Source organism: Serratia sp. BNK-4 (assembly GCF_048685115.1).
In the GTDB taxonomy this organism is placed as follows: domain Bacteria; phylum Pseudomonadota; class Gammaproteobacteria; order Enterobacterales; family Enterobacteriaceae; genus Serratia; species Serratia bockelmannii.
In genome coordinates this window covers 5087314-5113764 of sequence record NZ_JBLQTM010000001.1, presented here as the reverse complement: position 1 = coordinate 5113764, position 26451 = coordinate 5087314, and the positions used below count along the sequence as shown (strand labels likewise).

General features: G+C 58.3%; 22 protein-coding genes and 1 riboswitch. Of the genes, 11 read left to right on the top strand and 11 right to left on the bottom strand.

What is annotated here, in order from left to right; genetic code table 11:
* The 3 genes from ACMGGW_RS24250 to purD form a co-directional block, all read left to right on the top strand.
* Positions 1-223: hypothetical protein (locus ACMGGW_RS24250; protein WP_420279537.1), on the top strand; the 223-nt coding region annotated here is incomplete at its 5' end.
* An 86-nt stretch (positions 224-309) separates the two neighbouring features.
* On the top strand, positions 310-1899 hold the full coding sequence (gene purH / locus ACMGGW_RS24245; RefSeq protein WP_167324727.1) for a bifunctional phosphoribosylaminoimidazolecarboxamide formyltransferase/IMP cyclohydrolase: 1590 nt from the start codon (positions 310-312) through the stop codon (positions 1897-1899).
* Positions 1900-1947: 48 nt separating this feature from the next.
* Positions 1948-3231, top strand: coding sequence for a phosphoribosylamine--glycine ligase (purD, locus tag ACMGGW_RS24240; RefSeq protein WP_015376331.1), 1284 nt, complete (start codon positions 1948-1950; stop codon positions 3229-3231).
* Between the two features lie 49 nt (positions 3232-3280).
* Here purD and ACMGGW_RS24235 read toward each other — a convergent pair whose 3' ends face one another.
* The 6 genes from ACMGGW_RS24235 to nudC all read right to left on the bottom strand — a co-directional run bounded on the left by ACMGGW_RS24235 (position 3281) and on the right by nudC (position 7656).
* On the bottom strand, positions 3281-3952 hold the full coding sequence (locus tag ACMGGW_RS24235) for a DUF1481 domain-containing protein (protein WP_080271274.1): 672 nt from the start codon (positions 3950-3952) through the stop codon (positions 3281-3283).
* Between the two features lie 36 nt (positions 3953-3988).
* Complete coding sequence (hupA, locus tag ACMGGW_RS24230) at positions 3989-4261, bottom strand: nucleoid-associated protein HU-alpha (protein ID WP_004929874.1); 273 nt, start codon at positions 4259-4261, stop codon at positions 3989-3991.
* 189 nt (positions 4262-4450) lie between these two features.
* The gene (locus tag ACMGGW_RS24225; RefSeq protein WP_025304951.1) at positions 4451-5041 is read right to left on the bottom strand and encodes a YjaG family protein; all 591 of its coding nucleotides are present in this window, start codon (positions 5039-5041) and stop codon (positions 4451-4453) included.
* Between the two features lie 48 nt (positions 5042-5089).
* The gene (gene nfi / locus ACMGGW_RS24220; RefSeq protein ID WP_167324726.1) at positions 5090-5776 is read right to left on the bottom strand and encodes a deoxyribonuclease V; all 687 of its coding nucleotides are present in this window, start codon (positions 5774-5776) and stop codon (positions 5090-5092) included.
* Positions 5777-5785: 9 nt separating this feature from the next.
* Positions 5786-6850 (bottom strand): uroporphyrinogen decarboxylase, encoded by a 1065-nt coding sequence (hemE, locus tag ACMGGW_RS24215; RefSeq protein WP_025304949.1) that lies wholly within the window; start codon positions 6848-6850, stop codon positions 5786-5788.
* A 38-nt stretch (positions 6851-6888) separates the two neighbouring features.
* Positions 6889-7656 (bottom strand): NAD(+) diphosphatase, encoded by a 768-nt coding sequence (nudC, locus tag ACMGGW_RS24210; protein WP_025304948.1) that lies wholly within the window; start codon positions 7654-7656, stop codon positions 6889-6891.
* A gap of 101 nt (positions 7657-7757) precedes the next feature.
* On the opposite strand from nudC, the gene ACMGGW_RS24205 reads away from it, so the two are divergent.
* From ACMGGW_RS24205 to ACMGGW_RS24170, 8 genes are all read left to right on the top strand, one after another.
* Positions 7758-8261 (top strand): Rsd/AlgQ family anti-sigma factor, encoded by a 504-nt coding sequence (locus ACMGGW_RS24205; protein WP_016929420.1) that lies wholly within the window; start codon positions 7758-7760, stop codon positions 8259-8261.
* Positions 8262-8300: 39 nt separating this feature from the next.
* A riboswitch (TPP riboswitch) is annotated at positions 8301-8425 on the top strand.
* A gap of 114 nt (positions 8426-8539) precedes the next feature.
* Positions 8540-10483 (top strand): phosphomethylpyrimidine synthase ThiC, encoded by a 1944-nt coding sequence (thiC, locus tag ACMGGW_RS24200; RefSeq protein ID WP_049206079.1) that lies wholly within the window; start codon positions 8540-8542, stop codon positions 10481-10483.
* Complete coding sequence (gene thiE / locus ACMGGW_RS24195; protein WP_049206077.1) at positions 10476-11126, top strand: thiamine phosphate synthase; 651 nt, start codon at positions 10476-10478, stop codon at positions 11124-11126. The genes thiC and thiE overlap by 8 nt, the downstream gene beginning before the upstream one ends.
* Entirely contained in the window at positions 11119-11868 is a 750-nt protein-coding gene (locus ACMGGW_RS24190) for a HesA/MoeB/ThiF family protein (RefSeq protein WP_004929883.1), read from the top strand. Before thiE ends, ACMGGW_RS24190 begins: the two co-directional genes overlap by 8 nt.
* The gene (gene thiS, locus ACMGGW_RS24185; protein ID WP_016929423.1) at positions 11865-12065 is read left to right on the top strand and encodes a sulfur carrier protein ThiS; all 201 of its coding nucleotides are present in this window, start codon (positions 11865-11867) and stop codon (positions 12063-12065) included. Before ACMGGW_RS24190 ends, thiS begins: the two co-directional genes overlap by 4 nt.
* 1 nt (position 12066) lies before the next feature.
* Positions 12067-12846 (top strand): thiazole synthase, encoded by a 780-nt coding sequence (locus tag ACMGGW_RS24180; protein ID WP_197832641.1) that lies wholly within the window; start codon positions 12067-12069, stop codon positions 12844-12846.
* Positions 12846-13979, top strand: a complete 1134-nt coding sequence (thiH, locus tag ACMGGW_RS24175; RefSeq protein WP_197832642.1) for a 2-iminoacetate synthase ThiH — start codon at positions 12846-12848, stop codon at positions 13977-13979. Before ACMGGW_RS24180 ends, thiH begins: the two co-directional genes overlap by 1 nt.
* A gap of 824 nt (positions 13980-14803) precedes the next feature.
* Positions 14804-15499, top strand: a complete 696-nt coding sequence (locus tag ACMGGW_RS24170) for a response regulator (protein WP_049206075.1) — start codon at positions 14804-14806, stop codon at positions 15497-15499.
* On the opposite strand, the gene ACMGGW_RS24165 is transcribed toward ACMGGW_RS24170, so the two are convergent.
* The 5 genes from ACMGGW_RS24165 to rpoB all read right to left on the bottom strand — a co-directional run bounded on the left by ACMGGW_RS24165 (position 15485) and on the right by rpoB (position 26210).
* Positions 15485-16759 carry an ATP-binding protein gene (locus tag ACMGGW_RS24165; protein ID WP_197832640.1) on the bottom strand — a complete coding sequence of 425 codons (1275 nt, stop codon included), beginning with the start codon at positions 16757-16759 and terminating at the stop codon, positions 15485-15487. The genes ACMGGW_RS24170 and ACMGGW_RS24165 overlap by 15 nt on opposite strands.
* Position 16760: 1 nt before the next feature.
* Positions 16761-17225, bottom strand: a complete 465-nt coding sequence (locus ACMGGW_RS24160; RefSeq protein WP_167325050.1) for an oxidoreductase — start codon at positions 17223-17225, stop codon at positions 16761-16763.
* Positions 17225-17671 (bottom strand): GNAT family N-acetyltransferase, encoded by a 447-nt coding sequence (locus ACMGGW_RS24155; protein ID WP_025304940.1) that lies wholly within the window; start codon positions 17669-17671, stop codon positions 17225-17227. The genes ACMGGW_RS24160 and ACMGGW_RS24155 overlap by 1 nt, the downstream gene beginning before the upstream one ends.
* Before the next feature lie 168 nt (positions 17672-17839).
* On the bottom strand, positions 17840-22063 hold the full coding sequence (gene rpoC, locus ACMGGW_RS24150; RefSeq protein WP_025304939.1) for a DNA-directed RNA polymerase subunit beta': 4224 nt from the start codon (positions 22061-22063) through the stop codon (positions 17840-17842).
* A 118-nt stretch (positions 22064-22181) separates the two neighbouring features.
* Entirely contained in the window at positions 22182-26210 is a 4029-nt protein-coding gene (gene rpoB / locus ACMGGW_RS24145; RefSeq protein WP_025304938.1) for a DNA-directed RNA polymerase subunit beta, read from the bottom strand.
* Between the last annotated feature and the right edge of the window lie 241 nt (positions 26211-26451).

The following is a 26451-nucleotide window of genomic DNA, read 5'->3' as shown; positions in this document are numbered from 1 at the left end:
CTCGCAGGCCGCAACAGGTATTTTCAGCAAAAACGATCGTTCGCTGCATTCCACAGCAAAACCCCGCCTTATACCCACTTGCGCACAGTGTTATCCACAGATGCGATTTGCACGGAAAATTTACGAGCGCCACGCAAACGTTTTCGCTACAATTCCCCGCGACGAAACGATCCCCCTTTTTATGGGGGCGCTACCTGAATATGTGCCTGCCCCTCCCTTATAAGGCAAAAAAACCTTCCTTATAGAGAGAACGAGGTGGACATTCACGTAACGCTCTTTAATTGCGACTCAAAGCCAAGGGATAAAACCATGCAACAACCTCGTCCAATCCGCCGGGCCCTGCTCAGCGTGTCTGACAAAGCCGGTATCGTTGAATTCGCCGAAGCGCTTTCCCAGCGCGGCGTTGAACTGCTCTCCACCGGCGGCACCGCCCGCCTGCTGGCAGACGCCGGTCTGCCCGTTACCGAAGTTTCCGACTACACCGGCTTCCCGGAGATGATGGACGGACGAGTTAAGACCCTGCACCCGAAAGTCCACGGCGGCATTCTCGGCCGCCGCGGCCGGGACGACGCGGTTATGAATCAGCATGACATCCAGCCTATCGACATGGTGGTCGTCAATCTGTACCCGTTCGCCCAAACCGTGGCGCGCCCAGATTGCTCGCTGGAAGACGCGGTCGAAAATATCGATATCGGCGGCCCGACCATGGTGCGCTCCGCCGCCAAGAACCATAAAGACGTCGCCATCGTCGTGAAGAGCAGCGACTACGCCGCCATCATTACCGAGATGGACAACAACGACGGCTCGCTGCGCTATGCCACCCGCTTCGATCTCGCCATCAAAGCCTTCGAACACACCGCCGCCTACGACAGCATGATCGCCAACTACTTCGGCGCGCTGGTGCCGGCGTACCACGGCGAGACCGAACAGCCGTCCGGCCGCTTCCCGCGAACCCTAAACCTCAACTACATCAAGAAGCAGGATATGCGTTATGGTGAGAACAGCCACCAGCAGGCCGCCTTCTATATAGAAGAAGAGGTAAAGGAGGCGTCCGTCGCGACCGCCGAGCAGCTGCAGGGCAAAGCGCTGTCCTATAACAACATCGCCGATACCGACGCCGCGCTGGAATGCGTGAAAGAGTTCGCCGAACCGGCCTGCGTGATCGTCAAGCACGCCAACCCTTGCGGCGTGGCGATCGGCGACGACATCCTGGCCGCCTACGAGCGCGCTTACCAAACCGACCCGACTTCCGCCTTCGGCGGCATCATCGCCTTTAACCGCGAGCTGGACGCCGCCACCGCGCAGGCGATCATCAGCCGCCAGTTCGTGGAAGTGATCATCGCGACAAACGTCACCCAGGAAGCGCGCTCCCTGCTGGCCGCCAAACAGAACGTGCGCGTGCTGGCCTGCGGCCAGTGGCAGCAACGCGTGGCGGGGCTGGACTTCAAGCGCGTCAACGGCGGGCTGCTGGTGCAGGATCGCGATCTCGGCATGGTGACCGCCGCCGATCTGCGCGTGGTATCCGAGCGCCAGCCGACCGAGCAGGAACTGCGTGACGCGCTGTTCTGCTGGAAAGTGGCCAAGTTCGTGAAATCCAACGCCATCGTTTATGCACGTGACAATATGACCATCGGCATAGGCGCCGGCCAGATGAGCCGCGTTTATTCCGCCAAGATCGCCGGCATCAAAGCGAGCGACGAAGGGCTGGAAGTGAAAGGATCCGCCATGGCCTCCGACGCCTTCTTCCCATTCCGTGACGGCATCGATGCCGCCGCGGCGGTCGGCATCACCTGCGTGATCCAGCCTGGCGGCTCAATCCGCGACGACGAAGTGATCGCCGCCGCCAATGAACACGGCATCGCAATGATCTTCACCGACATGCGTCACTTCCGCCATTAATTCCTTTTGCCGCGTGCGCTCCGGCGCACGCCATTCGTGGAGCCCCTGATGAACATTTTGATTATCGGCAACGGCGGGCGCGAGCACGCGCTGGCCTGGAAAGCCGCCCAGTCTCCGCTGGCGGACAAAGTCTACGTTGCGCCGGGCAACGCCGGCACCGCGCTGGAAGCCAATCTGGAGAACGTGGCGATCGCCGCCACAGATATCCCTGCCCTGGTCGCGTTCGCCCAGAGCCATGACATCGGTCTGACCATCGTCGGGCCGGAAGCGCCGCTGGTGATCGGCGTAGTCGACGCCTTCCAGGCCGCCGGTCTGAAAATCTTCGGCCCGTCGCAGGCCGCCGCGCAGCTCGAAGGCTCTAAAGCCTTCACCAAGGATTTCCTGGCGCGCCACCGCATCCCGACCGCCGAATATGAAAACTTTACCGAGGTGGAGCCGGCACTCGCCTATGTGCGCCGCAAAGGCGCACCGATCGTCATCAAAGCCGATGGCCTGGCCGCCGGTAAAGGCGTGATCGTCGCGATGACGCTGCAGGAGGCGGAAGAAGCCGTGCGTGACATGCTGGCCGGCAACGCCTTCGGCGACGCCGGTCATCGCATCGTAGTGGAAGAGTTCCTCGACGGCGAAGAAGCCAGCTTCATCGTGATGGTCGATGGCGAGAACGTGGTGCCGATGGCCACCAGCCAGGACCACAAACGCGTCGGCGACGGCGACACCGGCCCGAACACCGGCGGTATGGGCGCCTACTCTCCGGCGCCGGTCGTGACCGACGAAATCCACCAGCGCGCCATGGACCAGGTGATCTGGCCGACGGTGCGCGGCATGGCGGCGGAAGGCAATACCTACGTCGGCTTCCTGTATGCCGGCCTGATGATCTCCGCCGACGGCCAGCCGAAGGTGATCGAATTCAACTGCCGTTTTGGCGATCCGGAAACTCAGCCGATCATGCTGCGCCTGCGCTCCGATCTGGTGGAACTGTGCCTGGCGGGTGCCGAAGGCCGCCTGAACGAGAAAAGCTCTGACTGGGACGAACGCCCTGCGCTTGGCGTGGTGCTGGCGGCCGGCGGTTATCCGGGTGATTATCGCAATGGCGAGGTGATCCAGGGGTTACCGCAGCAGGAAAGCGCCGACGGTAAGGTCTTCCACGCCGGTACGCGCCTGCAGGGCGATGACGTCGTCACCAGCGGCGGCCGCGTGCTGTGCGTGACGGCACTGGGCGACACCGTGGCGCAGGCGCAGCAACGCGCCTATCAGCTGGCGGAAGGCATTCAGTGGCCGGGCAGCTTCTGCCGCAAAGATATCGGTTATCGCGCGATTGCGCGCGGCAAGTGATTTGACCTGATAAGGTCATGACAAGAGGCTCCGCGGCGCGGGGCCTTTTTTATAGCTGGTCTTCTTTCGGTTCCCAGCTGCAGAAGTCGTCGTTCGCCACCAGCAGCAGTTCACTGCCTTCCGGCGCTTCCAACCAGGCGACACTCACCGGCCGGCTGCTGCTGCGGGCGCGTTTTTCGATCCAGCCGATGGCGGTGGCATCCAACCCGGGTTTTAAGCGCTGGCCGTCGCAGGTTTGCACCTCGCCCTGCATCCAACGCCCCTGCAGTAATTTGACCTTGCCGGCGCGCAGCGCATTGCTGACCTCGAGGATACGTCGCGCCTGGTATTGGTACAGTGCTATCTCATCGCTGGTCAGCGGTTCGCGGCGTGTCGCCAGCTGGCGCTGCATAAAGCTCACCGTGCCGTCGTCGGCAAAGCGCAGTTGAATGGAGTCTCGATCGCCGTCGGCGTCGTTGCGTTTGATTTGGCGCAGCACGTCGCCCTGATAGGTATACAGCGTGGTGATGGTACCCGGCCCCCGATAGGGACTATAGACGCTGACCAGCACCTGCGGGCGATGTTGCTCATCGTCTTTACGCCACAGGCGTATGACGCCCTGATCGGCCACAAAGCCGCTGGCGGTAAAACTGGGAATATCGGAATGGAAACTGCAGGCGCTCAGACCGAGGGCGATGCCGGCGGCCATGAGCACCCGACGAGTAAACAAAAGGGGCGCCATCGCCCCTCTGTTTAATCTTTTCACCGAGGCGCGGTCTTATTTAACAGCGTCTTTCAGTGCTTTGCCAGAAACGAACGCAGGCACGTTGGCTGCTGCGATTTTGATTTCTTTGCCAGTCTGTGGGTTGCGGCCAGTGCGCTCGCTACGATGGTTTACTTTGAAAGTACCGAAGCCAACCAATTGTACTGCATCACCTTCTTTCAGAGACTCAGTAATAGCAGCCAGGGTGGATTCCAGAGCCAGTTTAGCTTGTGCTTTGGAAAGGTCAGCCTTGTCCGCGATTACATCAATCAGTTGAGTCTTGTTCATAAGTTATCCTTACAGTGTGTTTATCGTTTGCAAAGCATCGAGTGCGACGGATATGCCGATTGACAGCACTCTCCTGCATACACGCACCGATAGCCACTTTTTTTACGCCCCCCAAATGTAGACCAGACAGGGTGCGGATGTGAAGCCTTAAGGCATGACAAATCAGGCGTTAAATCACGTTTTGCTGCCTTATTGCGCTAAATTTATCCCGATGTTGCTGACACCGGCCTCTCGCAGGTCGGATCGCAGCCCCTTGATCAGGTCTATATCGCGCTCTTCACAGGCGTCCAACAGGCGGAAAATTTCCCATTGAATGTCCCATTCTTCCTCTACCGCAGGCAAACTGCCCAACTCTTCGTCGGTCATTTCCTTACCGGCTTGAGTCATTTCCAACATCGCCACGGTGCGAATCGATGTTTCGCTGATGGCGATGGCGTGCTCCAGCGTCTCCCCGCCGAGCCGCGAATGGATCAGTTCCCCTAATGCGATACAGGCATCAATTGCCGGGTAAACGCCGTAAAGATCGTAATCTTCCGCCGACGGAATCGCCTCTTCCAACTTCTCGAGCTGGCTGTCGAAGTTGACCTTGGCGTCCTTCACCACCAGCGTTTCCCACACCAAATCCAGAATGCGGCGATAAACCGCCGGATCGCCGAACTCGGTCTGTTTGCAGAACATCTGGTAATTCGGGTACATACGCTCGCACAAACTGGCCATAAAGGTCAAATGTTGCCAAGCCTCGTGCCGTTCCAGACGTAAATGAATCGGGTTACGTAGCATGCTTTACTCTCTTACGCGTTATCTGCGGCGCAGTGTACCCGAAATCGCTCATGGCGACACCTCCGGATGCTGCTGCAACCAACGCTGAAACGCCGGGCGCCGCGATGCGATGGCATCAGCCCAACGGGTCGGCTCCGGCAAACGGTAGCCCGCCATACAGCGCTGCACCCACGCCAGCGCGCTGTCGGCGCCCACGCGGTGACCGGTAGAGATGAACAGCGGGTTGCAGCGCGCCTTGCTGCGCCATACCCAGCCCAGCTGTTCACCCTTATCTTCCAACAGTGCCAGCGCGCCGACGGCGGCGTCCAGCGGCGCAAATTTGCCGCACAGGCGCTTCTTGGCCACGCCGATGGTCGGTACATCGACCAGCAGGCCGAAATGGCTGGCGACGCCGAGACGCCGCGGATGCGAAATGCCATGTCCATCGACGAAGATCAACCCCGGCTTTTGCCGCAGCTGAGCCCAGGCGGCCAGCAGCGCCGGGTATTCGCGAAATGACAGGAAACCCGGGATATAAGGCATGACGGTGGCGATACGCGCCACCTGATACTCCACCAGCTCCAGCGACGGATAGCGCAGGATGGCGATGGCGGCGCGCGTCACCGCTCCCTCCTGCTCGAAGCCCACGTCGGCGCCGGCGATGAAGGCCGGCGGTTCGGCCGGCAGATCGTCGTAGCGAATGACTTCAGCCGCGCGCCGCAGCTGTTCGGCGCGCAGGGCCTGCATATCGGTCACATCGAATCCTTAACGGTGGTATTTCGCCGACTGCGCGTGCACCGCCTCGACGAAGGCGCCGGCGTGCTCAGGCGGCACATCCTGATGGATGCCGTGGCCCAGGTTGAACACATGGCCGTTGCCGTGGCCGAAACCGGCCAGAATGGTCTCCACTTCTTCCGCGATGCGCGCCGGGGAAGCATAAAGCATCGACGGATCCATGTTGCCCTGCAGCGCCACTTTATCGCCCACGCGCCGACGCGCGTCGGCGATGTCGGTGGTCCAATCCAGCCCCAGCGCATCGCAGCCGGTGGCAGCCATCGCCTCCAGCCACTGCCCGCCGCCTTTGGTAAACAGCGTCACCGGCACGCGGCGGCCGTCATTCTCACGCAGCAGGCCATCGACGATCTTGTGCATGTAGTGCAACGAGAACTCGCGGTAATCGCGCCCGGTCAACACGCCGCCCCAGGTGTCGAACACCATCACCGACTGCGCGCCGGCCTTGATCTGGGCGTTGAGGTACAGGATCACGCTGTCCGCCAGCTTGTCCAGCAACAGGTGCAGCGTGGCCGGTTCGGCATACATCATCTTCTTCAGCTTGGTGAAGGCCTTGCTGCTGCCGCCCTCAACCATATAGGTAGCCAATGTCCATGGGCTGCCGGAGAAGCCGATCAGCGGCACTTCGCCCTTCAGCTCGCGGCGGATGGTACGCACCGCGTTCATCACATAGCCCAACTCCACTTCTGGATCGAACACCGGCAGTTTGTCGACGTCAGCACGGCAGGTGATGGGTGAGCTGAAACGCGGGCCTTCGCCGGCTTCAAAGTACAGGCCAAGCCCCATGGCGTCGGGAATGGTGAGAATGTCGGAGAACAGAATGGCGGCGTCCAGCGCATAGCGGCGCAGCGGCTGCAGCGTAACCTCACAGGCCAGCTCCGCGTTCTTGCACAGCGACATGAAATCACCGGCCTGGGCGCGGGTCGCCTTGTACTCCGGTAAATAACGACCGGCCTGGCGCATCATCCATACGGGGGTCACATCCACCGGCTGGCGCAACAGCGCGCGCAGGTAGCGATCGTTCTTCAACTCAGTCATTTATGGGGCTCCCTTAATAATCTGCCGGCCATTGTACATTATTCTGCCCGGCACAGCGCCACGGTGTCCTCAATCAACCGGCGCGCCACGGTGCCGGGCGGCGGTAACAGTGGCAGTTGGTCGTAGCGATACCAGCCGGCGTTGAGCAGCTCCTTGGGGTCGTGTCGAAGGTCACCCTGATGGTAATCGGCCATAAAGGCCATCATCAGCGAGTGCGGGAACGGCCAGGGTTGTGAGGTGACGTAACGCAGGTTCTTGATTTCGATATTGCTCTCTTCCATCACTTCGCGCGCTACCGCCTGTTCCAGCGTTTCGCCCACCTCGACGAAGCCGGCCAGCACCGTGTGGATGCCGCCGCGATGGCGCACGTGTTGCGCCAGCAGGATCTGATCGTCGCGCCGAATGGCGACGATCACGCAGGGCGCAATCTGCGGGTAGTACCGCTCTTTGCAGTGGCCGCACAGGCAGGCGCTTTCGGAGCGGCTGAGGTGCATCTCATGGCCGCAGTAGCCGCAATAGCGATGAGAGCGGTAGAAATCCGCCAACTGAACGCCGCGCCCGGCAAGCTGGAACAGACCGCGATCCTGATCCAACAGCTGACGCACCGATCCCATCTCCCGCGGCATCGCCTGGCGCACCAGCCAAACCGGCGCGCCCTCCCATTCACCGATGGTGCGCGCCATGTGGCCCTGCAGCCCGAGGGCGGCGGCCGTCCCCGACGGCAATTCACCGTTCGGTAACCAAAGTTTGCTTTCATGGCTGACAATCCACCAGCCGTTTTCATTGCCCGTTAATGCAAGTTCCATATCGTTGTTGCACAACCTCAGCTTCACTGGCACTCTACAAATCGGCTTTGTTACATTTTAATAACTTACCGGTTACTTTTGTTACTTACACGGAGTCAAACATGCTCAACCGTTTGGAAAGGCTGACTCAGCGCGTTGGCGGTAGTAATGAATTAGTTGATCAATGGCTTCAGGCCCGCAAACAGTTGCTGGTCGCCTACTGCACGCTGGTAGGCCTCAAACCGAATAAAGAAAAGCATACGCCGCTGAATGAAAAAGCGCTGGAGAACTTTTGCCACAACCTGGTGGATTACCTCTCCGCAGGGCATTTTCATATCTATGACAGAATTATCAAACAAGTGGAAGGCGCAGCCAGTCCGAAAATGTCGCTGGCGGTGAACATCTATCCCAAGCTGTGGGCCAATACTGAACAGATCATGGCGTTCCACGATCGCTATACCGAAGTGGATATCGATCAGGAGGTTTGTCTGGAATTCCACCAGGCCTTGTCGGATATCGGCGAAACGCTGGCGGCGCGCTTTGCGCTGGAAGATAAGCTGATCCAGTTGGAAGCAGAAGCCGCGCAGCAACCGCTGCCGGACCAGACGCTGGATCCGGCGCGTTAAAATTTTATAGTTTTTTTTCATATCCCTCCTATACTGGGGGGCATCTTGTCGGAGTGCCTAGCGCCTGATTTGTTCATCGAATCAGCCAGGCTGAGACCGTTAATTCGGGATCCGCGGAACCTGATCGGGTTAATACCCGCGAAGGGAACAAGAGTAATCTATCGCCACAGGCACGGCCTCCCCCTTGCGGGCGCCCTGCCTTATCGGCCACCATCATTACTCCCTCCGAGCTCCAGACAAGCAACTTTCCCAACCCAACACACTGGTAGGAACTTGCTATGTCTAACATTAATCCACCGCGCGCCCGTAAAGCGCAACGCGAAGCCGCCCAGCAGTTTATCGACACGCTGCAAGGCATGGCTTTCCCAAACTCACGCCGCATCTACCTACAGGGCTCGCGCCGCGATATCCAGGTGCCGATGCGCGAAATTGAGCTCAGTCCGACCCTGGTCGGCGGCAGCAAAGATAGCCCGCAGTATGAACAGAACGAGGCGATCCCGGTATATGACACCGCGGGCCCCTACGGCGATCCGCAGGCCGAGCTCGATGTGCACGCCGGCCTGGCCAAGCTGCGCGCCGGCTGGATCGACGCGCGCGGCGATACTGCGACCCTGAACGGCGCCAGCTCCGGCTTCACCCAACAGCGGCTGGCGGACGAGGGGCTGGATCACCTGCGCTTCGAACATCTGCCGCTGCCGCGCAAGGCGTTGCCGGGCAAGTGCGTGACCCAGCTGCACTATGCCCGCGCCGGCATCGTCACCCCGGAGATGGAGTTCATCGCCATCCGTGAAAACATGGGGCGCGAACGCATTCGCGGCGAGGTGCTGCGCCACCAGCATCCGGGCCAGGGCTGGGGCGCCAACCTGCCGGACAACATCACGCCGGAGTTCGTGCGCCAGGAAGTGGCCGCCGGCCGCGCCATCATTCCTGCCAACATCAATCACCCGGAGGCGGAGCCGATGATCATCGGCCGCAATTTCCTGGTGAAGGTGAACGCCAATATCGGCAACTCGGCGGTCACGTCGTCGATCGAAGAAGAGGTGGAGAAGCTGGTGTGGGCCACCCGCTGGGGCGCAGACACCGTGATGGATCTCTCCACCGGCCGCTATATTCACGAAACCCGCGAGTGGATCCTGCGCAACAGCCCGGTTCCCATCGGCACCGTGCCTATCTACCAGGCGCTGGAGAAGGTCAACGGCGTGGCGGAAAACCTCACCTGGGCGATGTTCCGCGATACGCTGCTGGAACAGGCGGAACAAGGGGTCGATTACTTCACCATCCACGCCGGCGTGCTGCTGCGCTACGTGCCGATGACCGCCAAACGCCTGACCGGCATCGTGTCGCGCGGTGGCTCGATCATGGCCAAATGGTGCCTGTCGCACCATCAGGAAAACTTCCTCTATCAGCATTTCCGTGAAATCTGCGAGATCTGCGCCGCCTACGACGTTTCGCTGTCGCTCGGCGACGGCCTGCGCCCCGGCTCGATTCAGGACGCCAACGACGAAGCCCAGTTCGCCGAGCTGCATACGCTGGGCGAGCTGACCAAAATCGCCTGGGAATACGACGTGCAGGTGATGATCGAAGGCCCGGGCCATGTGCCGATGCAGATGATCCGCCGCAATATGACCGAAGAGCTGGAACACTGCCACGAAGCGCCGTTCTACACCCTCGGCCCGCTGACCACCGATATCGCCCCGGGCTATGACCATTTCACCTCCGGCATCGGCGCGGCGATGATCGGCTGGTTCGGCTGTGCCATGCTGTGTTACGTCACGCCGAAAGAGCACCTCGGCCTGCCGAACAAAGAAGACGTCAAACAGGGCCTGATCACCTACAAGATCGCCGCCCACGCCGCCGATCTGGCCAAGGGCCATCCGGGCGCGCAGATCCGCGATAACGCCATGTCCAAGGCGCGTTTCGAATTTCGCTGGGAAGATCAGTTCAATCTGGCGCTCGATCCGGCCACCGCGCGCGCCTATCACGACGAAACCCTGCCGCAGGAATCCGGCAAGGTCGCCCACTTCTGCTCAATGTGCGGGCCGAAATTCTGCTCGATGAAGATTTCGCAGGAGGTGCGCGACTACGCCGCCGCCCAGGAGGCCGCCAAGCCGATCGAAGTGCAGCTGACCGGCATGGAGAAAATGTCCGCCGAATTCCGTGCCCGCGGCAGCGAGCTGTATCACAGCGCCGGCACCCTGCAAGAGGAGACAAACAATGACTGATATCACGACCCCCTTCCCGGCAACGCCCCACAAGCTGGGACTCTACCCGGTCGTCGACAGCGTGGAATGGATCGCTCGCCTGCTGGAGGCCGGCGTTACCACGATCCAGCTGCGCATCAAGGATTTGCCTGACGAGCAGGTCGAAGAGGATATCGCCGCCGCCATCGCGCTGGGCCAGCGTTATCAGGCGCGCCTGTTCATCAACGACTACTGGCGGCTGGCGATCAAGCATGGCGCCTACGGCGTGCATCTGGGCCAGGAAGATCTCGATACCACCGATCTGGCTGCCATTCACCGCGCCGGGTTGCGGCTCGGCGTGTCCACCCATGACGACGCCGAACTGGCGCGCGCGCTGGCGGTGAAACCGTCCTACATCGCGCTGGGGCACATCTTCCCCACCCAAACCAAAGACATGCCTTCGGCGCCGCAGGGGCTGACGGAGTTGAAACGCCACATCGCCGGCCTGGCGGATTACCCGACGGTGGCGATCGGCGGGATCAGTATCGATCGCGTACCGGCAGTGCTGGCGTGCGGCGTCGGCAGCGTGGCGGTGGTCAGCGCCATCACCCAGGCGCCGGATTGGCGCGCGGCGACGGCCGAGCTGCTGCGGCTGATCGAAGGCGAGGGGTCGAGCGATGCTTAACGATCAGGAATTCCTGCGCTACAGCCGCCAGCTGCTGCTGGAGGACGTCGGCCCGGAAGGCCAGGAGAAACTCAAGCGCGCCACGGTGTTGATCGTCGGTTTGGGCGGGCTCGGTTCCCCGGCTTCGTTGTACCTGGCCGCCGCCGGCGTCGGCACGCTGCTGCTGGCCGACGACGACCAGCTGCACGTTACCAACCTGCAGCGGCAAATCCTCTACCGCAGCGCCGATACCGCCACCGGTAAGGCGGCGCTGGCGCAACGTCACCTGCAGGCGCTGAACCCGTTGGTGGAATCCATCCCGCTGGCGCAACGGCTACAGGGGCAAGCGCTGCGCGACGCGGTCGCCCGCGCCGATCTGGTGCTGGACTGCTGCGACAATATGGCGACCCGTCATGAGGTCAATGCCGCCTGCATCGCCGCCGCCAAGCCGCTGATCAGCGGCAGCGCGGTCGGTTTCAGCGGCCAGCTGCTGGTGCTCGAGCCGCCCTATGCGCACGGCTGCTACGCCTGCCTGTATCCGGAGCAGGAAGAACCGCAGCGCAACTGCCGCACTGCCGGGGTACTCGGCCCGGTGGTCGGCGTAATCGGCACCCTGCAAGCGCTGGAGGCCATCAAGATGCTGGCCGGCATGCCTTCCTCCCTCAGCGGGAAACTGCGGCTGTTCGACGGTAAGCAGCAGAGCTGGAGCACGCTGCAACTGAGCCAGGCCCGCGCCTGCCCGGTATGCGGAGGCGCAGCATGAAAATCCGGCTGAACGACCAACCGCTTGAGCTGGCGCAGCCGCTCAGCGTCGCCGCCCTGCTGACCCAGTTGGAACGCCACCAGCCGGGCACCGCGCTGGCGATCAACCAAACCATCATCCCACGCGCCGACTGGGCCGACCATCAGGTGCAGGACGGTGACGACATTTTGCTGTTTCAAGCGATCGCCGGAGGCTGACATGCTGAAAATCGCCGATACCACTTTTACCTCGCGCCTGTTCACCGGCACCGGCAAGTTCGCCACCCCGGCGTTGATGCTGGAGGCACTGGCGGCCTCCGGCTCACAGCTGGTGACCATGGCCATGAAGCGCGTCGATCTGCGCGGCGGCAACGACGCCATTTTGGCGCCGCTGCAGCAGTTGGGCGTCAGGCTGTTGCCCAACACCTCCGGCGCCAAAACGGCCGCCGAGGCGGTGTTCGCCGCCCGGCTGGCGCGTGAAGCGCTCGGCACCCACTGGGTGAAGCTGGAGATCCATCCCGATGTGAAATACCTGCTGCCTGATCCGATAGAAACGCTGAAAGCGGCGGAAACGCTGGTGAAAGACGGTTTTGTGGTGCTGCCCTACTGCGGCGCCGATCCGGTGCTGTGCAAACGGCTGGAAGAGGTGGGCTGTGCGGCGGTGATGCCGCTCGGTGCGCCTATCGGCTCCAACCGCGGTCTGCGCACCCGTGACTTCCTCGAAATCATCATCGAGCAAGCCAAGGTGCCGGTGGTGGTAGACGCCGGCATCGGCGCGCCAAGCCACGCGCTGGCGGCGATGGAGCTGGGTGCCGACGCGGTGCTGGTGAATACCGCCATTGCCGTGGCGCGCGATCCGGTGCAGATGGCGCGGGCGTTTCGCCTGGCGCTGGAGGCCGGCGAGCTGGCACGCAGCGCCGGATTAGGCTCCAGCCAGTGCGGCGCGGTCGCGTCCAGCCCGCTGACCGCTTTTCTCAGCCAGCCAGAGGAGGCGCAATGATGGCCGACGATTTCAGTAGCCGCTGGCAACAGCTGGACTGGGACGACATTACGCTGCGCATCAACGGCAAAACTACGCGCGACGTGGAGCACGCGTTGAACGCCGACAAGCTGACGCGCGACGACTTTATGGCGCTGATCTCCCCCGCGGCCGCGCCGTATCTGGAACCGTTGGCGCAACGCGCGCAGCAGCTGACCCGCCAGCGGTTCGGCAACGTCGTCAGCTTCTATGTGCCGCTGTATCTCTCTAACCTGTGCGCCAACGACTGCACCTACTGCGGCTTTTCGATGAGCAACCGCATCAAGCGCAAAACGCTGGATGCGGCGGAGATCGCACGCGAGTGCGAAGCCATCAAGGCGCTGGGGTTCGAACATCTGTTGCTGGTCACCGGCGAACATCAGACCAAGGTTGGCATGGACTATTTCCGCCAGCACATCCCGGCGATCCGCCGGCACTTCAGCTCGCTGATGATGGAAGTGCAACCGCTGGCGCAGGAGGAATACGCCGAACTGAAAACGCTGGGCCTGGACGGCGTGCTGGTGTACCAGGAAACCTACCATCCGGCCACCTATCTGCAGCACCACCTGCGCGGCCAGAAGCAGGATTTCCATTGGCGCCTGGCCACGCCGGATCGCCTGGGGCGCGCCGGGATCGACAAGATCGGCCTCGGCGCATTGATCGGTCTGTCCAACAGTTGGCGCACCGACTGCTACCTGCTGGCGGAACATCTGTTCTACCTGCAGCAAACCTACTGGCAGAGCCGCTACTCGATCTCGTTCCCGCGTCTGCGCCCCTGCGCCGGTGGCATTGAACCGGCGTCGATCATGAGCGAGCCTCAACTGGTGCAGCTGATCTGCGCCTTCCGGCTGTTCGCGCCAGACGTTGAGCTGTCGCTGTCTACCCGGGAGTCGCCTTACTTCCGCGATCATATGATCCCGGTGGCGATCAACAGCGTCAGCGCCGGATCCAAGACGCAGCCCGGCGGCTATGCCGATGACGTACCGCCGGAGCTGGAACAGTTCGAACCGCACGACGGCCGCACGCCGCAGCAGGTCGCCGAGGCCATCAGCCACGCCGGGCTGCAGCCGGTGTGGAAAGACTGGGACGGTTATCTGGGACGCGGCGCGCAATAAACAGCAACGTTTGCCGCCGCGTGAAGAAAACGCTGGAGCGGCCGCGCAATGCCGAACGGCAGCGCTGGCGCCGGCAAACGCGCCGGCTATAGTGGCCTTGCCGACCGCCAAACCCGGCGTCGGCCGGGGCCGTCACCCTCTCGATGGCCCCGCCTTATCCCATCCCGGATCGCGCCGGAGATCCTCTTGCGCGACTCCGGCCCTCGTCCGCGGCAACGCGCATATGCCATATCGCGGCCTGTAAGGGCGCACGGATAGGTTGTCTTGTCGGTTAATGGGCTGTCAGAAAGATACGATATCTGCGTTCGGTATTCACTTAGGAGTGATATTCATAGGGCGCTATTGCGGCAGAACAGTGAGGAACGAGGAAAAAAGAAGATACAGCGACGAAGAGAGGTTCGAATGGTCATCCCCGATGCAGCCAATAGCCCTGGTGTTGACCGCAGATCTTTTTTGCCGCCTGCTCCCTGCTTACGGACAAGAGCAGGCGGTTTATTTTGTGAGACTGGCACCCCCCCAGGACGCGAATCACACAGTATGTGCGCTAATTAACCACATAAACGATTAAATGTGAATGTCTTTTGAGTGTTTTTTTATTTAGTATCGAGTATGTTTTGAGTTTGCCAAAGGAAATCAAACTGATATCACCGCAACCACCGGGGCATCATCTATAATCCAGCACGGGTTCTCGCGCAGGTTTTTCAGCGCTCGCGGTCAACATCAAAAAAGCCAAGGTTGTCATGAAGAAAACGCCAAATTATATCGATGCAATCAGCGCGTTGCTCACTCTGAAAGGAGTTGGCGACAGAAAACATGCCTCCACGATGGCCAACATACTGAACCTTCAGTACAACAGCGCCAAACAAAAACTGGATGGCAAAAGGGGCATCACCCTCGATGAAATCAAAAAGGTTTTTCAGTATTTCAACGAACCGTTTGCCGGCCAAAGGACGCATAACGGCGTCTTTATCATGAACAGCATTCACAAGCGCTGCAACATTGAGGTCGACGAGCGCCCGGCCACGCAAGCAGACAGCGACGAAACCTACGCCTACAAAAAAGACGATCTTTTCATCATCAACACCAACCGGGAACATGCCGCCGATGCCCCGCTGTACAAAGTCAACAAGATAGACTTTCTGCCGGCTCCGCGTATCGCGATCCTGGACAATGACAGTGATATTCTCGAATTGTTGAAGAAGATCGCCTGCCGCTACGGCATCGAGACCGAGACCTTTCAGACGGCGGACGCCATGCTGGCCGCGCTGGAGCACCAGTCTTTTGAGGCGTTTATTTTGGACTGGCTGTTGGACTTCGGCGAGACTTCCGAACGCGTCGTGAAGAAAATTAAAGATGCCCTCGATCCGCATGCCCGCATCATCATTTTGACCGGCCAGCTGAATCACTACGAGAAAAACATCGGCGATATGATCCTGCACTATGACGTGCATCTGGTGGAAAAACCGACCAAACCGCTGATTATCTCTTCGCTGCTGCTGTCGAACTTATTCTTTAATTAGTTTGACCGGGATGCGGATCAAAAACGACGAGCCAACCCCTTCGACGGATTTGACCTTGATGGCGCCTTTCATCGTCGTGACGTAATTTTTGATAATGGTCAGCCCCAGCCCCAATCCCTGTCGCGTTTCCCTTTCCACCCCCTGATTGAACGCCTTATATAATCGTTCCAGATTATCGACGTTAAACCCGATGCCGGTGTCTTTTACCCATAAATACAGATTGCCGTGGTACACCTTCACATTGAGGATAATCGCACCGTGGTGAGTAAATTTGTCCGCGTTGCTGAGCAGATTGGCCAATATTCGGTAGAGCTTATATTTGTCGGAGCAAATCAAACCAACATAGGATGAACGACGCACCACGATGCGATTACCGCGCCCGGCGCTGATACTGGTCATGGCATCGTCCACCACCTCATTCAGACGGAAGGTGGATATATTCACTTTGACCTCCCCCATCTCTAGCCGCGAATAATCCATCACCTCGCGCGTTTGTTCGGTGATCTTATTGCCGTGATAGGAGATCAGGCGAGCTTCTTTTTTCAACTCTTCCTGCGCTAGCTCGTGCTCCATGATATCCGCAGCAATGACGATGGCCTGAGTCGAGCCGGCGATCTCGTGGTAGATGGAAGAGATAAAGATGTTCTTATTCTTGATGATCTCTTTTAACGAGAAGGCATTTCTCAGCACCAGGAACATCATCAGGAACACCAACATCAGCGAAAAGAGGGCAAACATCTCGGCTTTACTCGAGTTGTCCTGGATGATGCCTTTCACTTCGGTAAAGTTTTTAATCTGTATCCGATAAATAATTTCCTGGATATCGACCAGCGTGCCCTCGATATCATCCATATAAGAGAGAATATCCGCCTTGTTTTTCTGCCCCACCAGCAAGCCGGCGGAGAGATCGTCCAACGTGCGGTACTGCTGCTTCAGCAGCGCAACATTCTTGATGAACTCGTCGTCGTAATAAAAAGAGTCGCTGAAGGTCGAACGACTTTCCAGGATCTGAATCTTCGAGTAGAAGATTTTCTTTTTGATCAGGAAGACGTCGTAGTCGTTGTTTTCACTGAGCAGCAGCGCGGTTTTGGTCCTTTCAAACGCCAGAAAAAGGATCTCGGCCACCGAATAGTTGTCCAGATTCGGCTCGATTTGCTTGTAGCGCTCTTTTACGCCGCCGAAGTTAATGGCAATCAACAAAATCAATAAAGAGAAGATGGCAACCAACGCGATAAGAGTACCGATCAGTTTTTTGCTCATCTTATTTCATCTCCAACCGTTTAACTTGCCAGACGGTTTTCGCATTCACATCCAGGTTATTCAGCTCAGCGTAGCCATCGCGCGGATAAATAATGGCGAATGGCCCCAGCTCCCCCACGTCGATCGGCTTACCGCCGCGCAGATAGGCGACAATCACGCGGTATTTAAGCATCTCGTCAATCGGCATCGAGTAGGAGTAATCGTCCCAGGCGAAAGCGCGCACCGACTGGCCTTTCAGATGATAGGCTTTCACCAGCTCGGCAAACTCAACGCCGGTAAACGTATCTTCCGGGGTGAAATTGGTCGAGGTTTTAATCGTGTGCGGCGGCATCGCCTCCAGCATCTGCCGGGTGATTTTGATCTTCTCGCCGTCGAGCGGTTTCAGATAAAAATAGTCAACGGCCGCATACAGCGGCGCGCTAAACAGCGAAAGCAGCAGTAACGTCATCAATCCTTTGATTTTCATCATTCACCCTCTTTGCGTTTCACCAATTCGGCCTGGCCAAATTCATCCTGCCCGACCACGACCCAGCCGTGACGTTGATAAAAGCCTTCGGCCTTGGAGCCGAGATCGGTGGTTAAGTGGATCGCTTCGGCGCCGTGCTCAAACATCCAGTGAGTGACCCGTGCCAGTAAGGCAGAGCCGATCCCCTTAGACTGGTATTCCGGCTTCACGAACAGGCCGCCGATCAGCGGTTCAGGGATGAATAACCCGAAGCCAACGCCGGCATAGTCGTCGCCATACTTGCAGATCCAACCGCCGCCCTGGTTGATGTCCTCCAGCGCCTGTTTGCGCTGCAGATACTGGACCTGATGCGGATGCAGCAGGTTTTCTTCAACGGAAAAGCGGATCTCATACAGGTATGGCAGGTGTTGCGCCGTCAATTTTTCGAAGGTAATGAGGCTGTCCATGTTTCGCACTGTCCTTAATTGTCAGATAAAAAGCGCCGGTCAATTTCTGCTGGAACCATAGTAGCAAAGTTTGTCTTAACCCGGCACGAGGCGAAAAAAAACCGCCCCCGAAGGGGCGGTTTATCTGGCGATGGGCCCGGCGTACCGGGCCCGCGGCGCGGATGACGATTACTCGTCGTCGCTGCCGCCCAGGCCTGCGTTGAGCAGCTCGGCCAGGTTAGCCGTCGCTTCTTCCGCGCTGACTTGCGGAACAACCGGCGCTTCACCCTGAGCACGGCGACGCATACGATCCTGATGATAAGCGTAACCGGTACCGGCTGGGATCAGACGGCCCACGATAACGTTCTCTTTCAGGCCACGCAGTTCATCACGCTTGCCGGCTACGGCAGCTTCGGTCAGAACGCGCGTCGTTTCCTGGAACGATGCAGCGGAGATGAAGGACTCGGTCGCCAAGGAAGCCTTGGTGATACCCAGCAGATCGCGCGAGAAGGTTGCCGCGATTTTACCTTCAGCTTCCAGCTGACGGTTGGCAATCTTGACGCGAGACACTTCAGCCTGCTCGCCTTCCAGGAACTCGGAGCCACCAGCGCTAACGATGGTGCCTTTACGCAGCATCTGACGAACGATAACTTCGATGTGCTTATCGTTAATCTTAACGCCTTGCAGACGGTAAACTTCCTGCACTTCGTTGGTGATGTAGCGGGTAACCGCATGCACGCCACGCAGACGCAGAATGTCGTGCGGAGACTCTGGGCCGTCGGAAACGACGTCACCACGTTCCACCACTTCGCCTTCGAACACGTTGAGCTGACGCCATTTCGGGATCATCTCTTCGTAAGCGTCGCTGCCGTCCAGCGGAGAGATCACCAGGCGACGTTTGCCTTTGGTCTCTTTACCGAACGAGATAATCCCGCTGATTTCAGCCAGGATTGCCGGCTCTTTCGGACGACGTGCTTCGAACAGGTCGGCAACGCGCGGCAGACCACCGGTAATATCCTTGGTACCGCCGGATTCCTGAGGAATACGCGCCAGGGTATCACCCGCACCGATCTGAATGCCGTCTTCCAGCTGAACGATCGCTTTGCCCGGCAGGAAGTATTGAGCAGGCATATCAGTACCTGGGATCAATACGTCTTCGCCCTGAGCGTCAACGATTTTCAGTGCCGGACGCAGGTCTTTACCGCTACCGGTACGCTCTGCGCTGTCCAGTACGACCAGAGAAGACAAACCGGTCAGTTCGTCGGTCTGGCGAGTAATGGTCTGGCCGTCAACCATATCCGCGAAGCGAATGAAGCCGCTGACTTCACTGATGACCGGCATGGTATGCGGATCCCAGTTAGCAACGGTTTCGCCGCCGTTAACTTCTTCACCGTCGCCTTTGCCCATCACGGCGCCGTAAGGCACCTTGTAGCTTTCTTTGGTACGGCCGAATTCGTCGATCAGTTTCAGTTCGGTGTTACGCGAGGTGATCACCAGCTTGCCCGCGGCGTTCATAACGAACTTCACGTTGCTCAGCTTGAGGCTACCCTTGTTTTTCACCTGGATGCTGGATTCAGCAGCCGCACGAGATGCCGCACCACCGATGTGGAACGTACGCATCGTCAGCTGTGTACCCGGCTCACCGATGGACTGTGCCGCGATAACGCCGATGGCTTCACCTTTGTTGATGATGTGGCCACGTGCCAGGTCGCGACCGTAGCAGTTTGCACACACACCAAAGTCGGTTTCACAGCTCACTACGGAACGGACTTTAACGCTGTCGACAGAATTCTCTTCCAACAGGTCACACGCCTTCTCGTTCAGCAGGGTGTTGCGTGGCACCAGAATGTCCGCCGTACCCGGCTTGAGGACGTCTTCTGCCGTCACACGGCCCAGAACGCGTTCACGCAGCGGCTCTTTCACGTCGCCACCTTCGATAACCGGAGTCATCAGGATGCCGTCGTGGGTGCCACAGTCGTCTTCGGTCACAACCAGATCCTGCGCCACGTCAACCAGACGACGGGTCAGATAACCGGAGTTCGCGGTTTTCAGTGCGGTATCCGCCAGACCTTTACGAGCACCGTGGGTGGAGATGAAGTACTGGAGTACGTTCAGACCTTCACGGAAGTTCGCGGTGATTGGCGTTTCGATGATGGAGCCGTCCGGCTTCGCCATCAGGCCACGCATACCGGCCAGCTGACGAATCTGAGCGGCGGAACCACGCGCACCGGAGTCGGCCATCATAAAGATGCTGTTGAAGGAAACTTGCTGTTCCACTTCGCCGTCACGGTTAACCACGTCTTCTACCGACAGGTTTTCCATCATCGCTTTCGCAACGCGTTCGTTCGCTGCAGCCCAGATATCGATCACTTTGTTGTAGCGTTCGCCGGCGGTAACCAGACCAGACTGGAACTGCTCCTGGATCTCGGCAACTTCGGTTTCCGCTTCTTCGATGATCTCCGCTTTCTTGGCCGGGATAACCATGTCGTCGATACCTACGGAAGCGCCTGAACGGGCTGCGTAAGCAAAACCGGTGTACATGATCTGGTCAGCAAAGATAACGGTCGGCTTCAGGCCCAGGATGCGGTAACAGGTGTTCAGCATCTTGGAGATCGCTTTCTTGCCCAAAGGCTGGTTAACGATCGAGTACGGCAGACCTTTCGGTACGATCATCCACAGGATGGCGCGGCCGATGGTGGTGTCGATGATGCTGGTCTGAGAAGTCCATTCGCCTTCGGCGTTTTTGACGTCTTCGGTGATACGCACTTTAACGCGCGCATGCAGAGACGCCAGGCCGGCGCGGTAAACACGCTCAGCTTCTTTGGAACCGTTCAGCACCATGCCTTCGCCCTTGGCGTTAACACAGTCGCGGGTCATGTAGTACAGACCCAGTACAACGTCCTGAGAAGGAACGATGATTGGCTCGCCGTTCGCTGGGGACAGGATGTTGTTGGTAGACATCATCAGCGCACGCGCTTCCAGCTGGGCTTCCAGCGTCAGCGGTACGTGAACAGCCATCTGGTCACCATCGAAGTCGGCGTTATAGGCCGCACAAACCAGCGGGTGCAGCTGGATCGCTTTACCTTCGATCAGAACCGGTTCAAACGCCTGGATACCCAAACGGTGCAGGGTTGGTGCACGGTTCAGCAGTACCGGGTGTTCGCGGATCACTTCGTCCAGGATATCCCAAACGACGGCTTCTTCACGCTCAACCATTTTCTTGGCGGCTTTGATGGTGGTGGCCAGGCCACGCAGCTCCAACTTGCCGTAGATGAACGGTTTGAACAGCTCCAGCGCCATCTTTTTAGGCAGACCGCACTGATGCAGACGCAGGTATGGACCTACGGTGATTACGGAACGGCCGGAGTAGTCAACGCGTTTACCGAGCAGGTTCTGACGGAAACGACCCTGCTTACCTTTGATCATGTCGGCCAAAGATTTCAGAGGACGTTTGTTGGAACCGGTGATGGCACGACCGCGACGGCCGTTATCCAGCAGGGCGTCTACCGCTTCTTGCAGCATACGCTTTTCGTTGCGCACGATGATGTCAGGCGCAGCCAGATCCAGCAGGCGTTTCAGACGGTTGTTACGGTTGATCACGCGGCGATACAGATCGTTCAGATCCGAGGTCGCGAAACGACCGCCATCCAGCGGAACCAGCGGGCGCAGATCCGGCGGCAGTACCGGCAGCACGGTCAGGATCATCCACTCCGGCTTGTTACCGGACTGTACGAACGCTTCCAGCAGCTTGATACGCTTGGTCAACTTCTTGCGCTTGGTTTCGGAGTTGGTTTCGTTCAGCTCTTCACGCAGCTGCTCGCACTCGGCTTCCAGATCCATGTTTTTCAACAGGGCCTGAATAGCTTCCGCACCCATCTTGGCGTCGAATTCGTCACCGAACTCTTCCAGCGCGTCCAGATACTGCTCTTCGGTCAGGATCTGACGACGCTCGAGGTTGGTCATACCGCCTTCGACCACCACATAGGATTCGAAGTACAGTACGCGTTCGATATCACGCAGCGGCATATCCAGCAGCAAACCGATGCGGGATGGCAGCGATTTCAGGAACCAGATGTGCGCGGTCGGCGAAGCCAGCTCGATGTGGCCCATGCGCTCACGACGCACTTTGGTCTGGGTCACTTCAACGCCGCACTTCTCACAGATCACGCCGCGGTGTTTCAAGCGCTTGTACTTACCGCACAGGCACTCGTAATCTTTTACCGGCCCGAAGATACGGGCGCAGAAAAGGCCGTCACGTTCTGGTTTGAACGTACGGTAGTTAATGGTTTCCGGCTTCTTAACTTCACCGAACGACCACGAACGGATCATGTCTGGCGAGGCCAGAGCAATCTTGATCGCATCAAACTCTTCGGTCTTAGTTTGCGCTTTCAGAAACTTCAATAAGTCTTTCACGGATTGGCTCCTGTCGGAGTTAAACCTGTTGGGTACCCACAACCGCAGTAGGTACCCGTGTGACCTGAACAACCACCCTCAGGCTCCCTTAGGCGGGGAGCCTGAGCCAGAATGACGATTACTCGTCTTCCAGTTCGATGTTGATGCCGAGCGAGCGGATTTCTTTCAACAGTACGTTGAAGGATTCCGGCATGCCTGGCTCCATCCGGTGGTCGCCATCCACGATGTTTTTGTACATCTTGGTACGGCCGTTAACGTCATCCGACTTAACGGTGAGCATTTCCTGCAGGGTATAAGCCGCGCCGTATGCTTCCAGTGCCCACACTTCCATCTCACCGAAGCGTTGACCACCGAACTGCGCTTTACCACCCAGAGGTTGCTGAGTAACCAAGCTGTAAGAACCGGTTGAACGGGCGTGCATTTTATCGTCAACCAAGTGGTTCAGTTTCAGCATGTACATATAGCCAACAGTAACCTGGCGCTCGAATTGCTCACCGGTACGGCCATCGAACAGCGTGATCTGACCGGAGGTCGGGATACCACCCATTTCCAGCAGCTTCTTGATTTCAGTCTCTTTCGCACCGTCAAACACCGGCGTTGCGATCGGCATACCTTTTTTCAGGTTCTCTGCCAGACGCAGCACTTCGTCGTCGCTGAAGGTGTTCAGGTCAACTTTCTGGCAAACGTCGTCGCCCAGATCGTAGGCCTTCTGGATGAACTCACGCAGCTTGGCCACTTCCTGCTGCTGCTTCAGCATCTGGTTGATCTTCTCACCGATGCCTTTCGCAGCCATACCCAGGTGGGTTTCCAGGATCTGACCGATGTTCATACGTGATGGTACGCCCAGCGGGTTCAGTACGATGTCTACCGGCGTGCCGTTTTCATCGTAAGGCATATCTTCGATCGGGTTGATCTTGGAGATAACACCCTTGTTACCGTGGCGGCCCGCCATCTTGTCACCCGGTTGGATCTGACGTTTAACAGCCAGATAAACCTTGACGATTTTCAGCACGCCCGGCGCCAGATCGTCGCCCTGAGTGATCTTACGACGCTTGGCTTCCAGCTTCTTCTCGAAGTCGGATTTCAGTTCGTCGTACTGCTCGGCCAGCTGTTCCAGCTGGTTTTGCTTCTCTTCGTCGGTCAGGCCCAGTTCCAGCCAGCGATCGCGCGGCAGCTTGCTCAGCTTGTCGGCTTCGATGCCACCGGCAACCAGCACCGCGTGGATACGTGCAAACAGGCCGGCTTCCAGGATCTGCAGTTCTTCCGTCAGGTCTTTCTTCGCCTGCTTCAGCTGCATCTCTTCGATTTCCAACGCGCGCTTGTCTTTTTCCACGCCATCGCGGGTGAAGACCTGCACGTCGATAACCGTACCGGAAACGCCGTTCGGCACACGCAGAGAAGAGTCTTTAACGTCAGACGCTTTCTCACCGAAGATCGCACGCAGCAGTTTCTCTTCCGGCGTCAGCTGGGTTTCGCCTTTAGGCGTTACCTTACCGACCAGGATGTCACCGCCGGTCACTTCAGCGCCGATATACACGATACCGGATTCATCCAGCTTGGAGAGCGCAGCTTCACCCACGTTAGGGATGTCGGCGGTGATCTCTTCAGGCCCCAGCTTGGTGTCGCGAGACACGCACGCCAGTTCCTGGATGTGGATGGTGGTGAAGCGATCTTCCTGCACCACGCGCTCGGAGACCAAGATGGAGTCTTCGAAGTTGTAGCCGTTCCAAGGCATGAACGCTACGCGCATGTTCTGGCCCAGTGCCAGTTCGCCCAGGTCTGTCGATGGGCCATCCGCCAGCACGTCACCGCGCTCGATTGGCTCACCCAGACTCACACACGGCATCTGGTTGATGCAGGTGTTCTGGTTAGAACGGGTGTACTTGGTCAGGTTGTAAATATCGATACCTGCTTCGCCCGGGTACATCTCGTCTTCGTTAACTTTGATAACGATACGGGAAGCATCCACGTACTGGATCACACCGCCGCGTTTGGCAACGGCGGTTACGCCGGAGTCAACCGCTACAGCACGTTCCATACCGGTACCGACCAGCGGCTTGTCAGCGCGCAGGGTTGGTACGGCCTGACGTTGCATGTTCGCACCCATCAATGCACGGTTGGCGTCATCGTGTTCCAGGAATGGAATCAGTGAGGCACCAACGGAAACAACCTGCTGGGTGGATACGTCCATGTAGTCAACCTGATCGCGGCTGAACAGGCTTGATTCGCCTTTGCTGCGGCAGGTGACCAGGTCTTCTACGAAGCGGCCTTCTTCATCCAGGTTGGAGTTCGCCTGGGCGATAACGAAGTTGCCTTCTTCAATAGCAGACAGGTAGTTGATTTCATCGGTCACCACGCCGTCACGCACGCGGCGGTACGGGGTTTCCAGGAAGCCATACTCGTTAGTCTGTGCGTACACGGACAGGGAGTTGATCAGACCGATGTTTGGACCTTCCGGCGTTTCGATTGGGCACACGCGGCCGTAGTGGGTCGGGTGTACGTCTCGAACTTCAAAGCCGGCGCGCTCACGGGTCAGACCGCCCGGGCCCAGTGCGGAGATACGACGCTTGTGCGTGATCTCGGACAGCGGGTTGTTCTGGTCCATGAACTGGGACAGCTGGCTGGAACCGAAGAACTCTTTCACCGCCGCCGAAATCGGCTTGGCGTTGATCATGTCCTGAGGCATCAGGGTATCCAGATCGCCCAGAGACAGACGCTCTTTCACCGCACGCTCAACACGCACCAGACCTACGCGGAACTGGTTCTCGGCCATTTCGCCGACAGAGCGGATACGACGGTTGCCCAAGTGGTCGATGTCGTCCACTTCGCCCTTGCCGTTACGGATATCGATGAGCTTCTTCATCACTTCGATGATGTCGTCTTTGCTCAGGATGCCCGAACCTTCGATCTCGTCGCGCAGCAGAGAACGGTTGAACTTCATGCGACCAACCGCGGACAGATCGTAGCGGTCTTCGGAGAAGAACAGATTCTCGAACAGGCTTTCGGCAGCTTCGCGCGTTGGCGGCTCACCAGGGCGCATCATGCGGTAGATTTCTACCAGCGAGCTCAGACGATCGTTGGTCGGATCGACACGCAGCGTTTCAGAGATGTACGCGCCGTGATCCAGATCGTTGGTGAACAGCGTTTCGATGCGCTTGTGGCCAGACTGGCTCAGTTTGGCCAGCAGATCCAGCGACAGCTCCATGTTGGCTGCGCAGATCAGTTCGCCGGTATTGGTATCGATATAGTCTTTCGCGACCACTTTGCCCGCGATGTACTCTACCGGTACTTCAATGCTCTGAATGTCGTCTTTTTCCAGCTGACGGATATGACGGGCGGTGATACGACGGCCTTTCTCTACGTAGATCTTGCCGTTGGCTTCGATATCGAACGAAGCGGTCTCACCACGCAGGCGCTCTGGCACCAGCTCCATCTGCAGCTTGTTGTCGCGGATTTCGAAGACGATCTTATCAAAGAACAGGTCGAGGATCTGTTCAGTGGTGTAGTTCAGCGCGCGCAGAATGATGGTCGCAGGCAGTTTGCGGCGACGGTCAATACGCACGAACAGGTTGTCTTTCGGATCGAACTCGAAGTCCAACCATGAACCGCGGTAAGGGATGATGCGTGCGTTGTACAGCACTTTACCCGAAGAGTGGGTTTTACCCTTATCGCTGTCGAAGAATACGCCAGGACTACGGTGCAACTGAGATACGATAACCCTCTCAGTACCGTTGATCACAAAGGTGCCGTTTTCGGTCATGAGCGGAATTTCGCCCATGTAGACTTCTTGTTCCTTGATGTCTTTGACCGTACCTTCAGGCGCTTCGCGCTCATAGATAACCAGGCGCAGTTTTACGCGCAGCGGTGCAGAGAACGTCACACCACGGATCTGGCACTCTTTGACGTCGAAGACCGGCTCACCAAGACGGTAGCTAACGTATTGCAGCTCCGAATTGCCACTGTAGCTCTGGATAGGGAAAACAGAACGGAATGCGGCTTCAAGGCCGTACTGCCCTTCTGGATCTTGCTCGATAAACTTCTGGAACGAGTCAAGCTGGATAGAAAGGAGATATGGTATGTCCAGCACTTGTGGACGTTTACCAAAATCCTTACGAATACGTTTTTTCTCGGTATAGGAGTAAACCATAGGGTTCCTCAGCTCGCTGATCAGTGACCCAATCTGTCCGTCCGATTAGGGACAGTTCATGCAACACCGTTTTGTCGACCGGAAAGCGGGAACACTTTCCGCAATGTCTCTTGCTATCACGCTTAAACCATTTCATCGCGTCTTCCCCCAGAACTCCTGGTAGTGCAAAGACCGCGGTATATTAAGTCGTCAACAGAAACAAACATTGGGAGGCGAAACCAGCAGCCAAACAGTGTGAAAC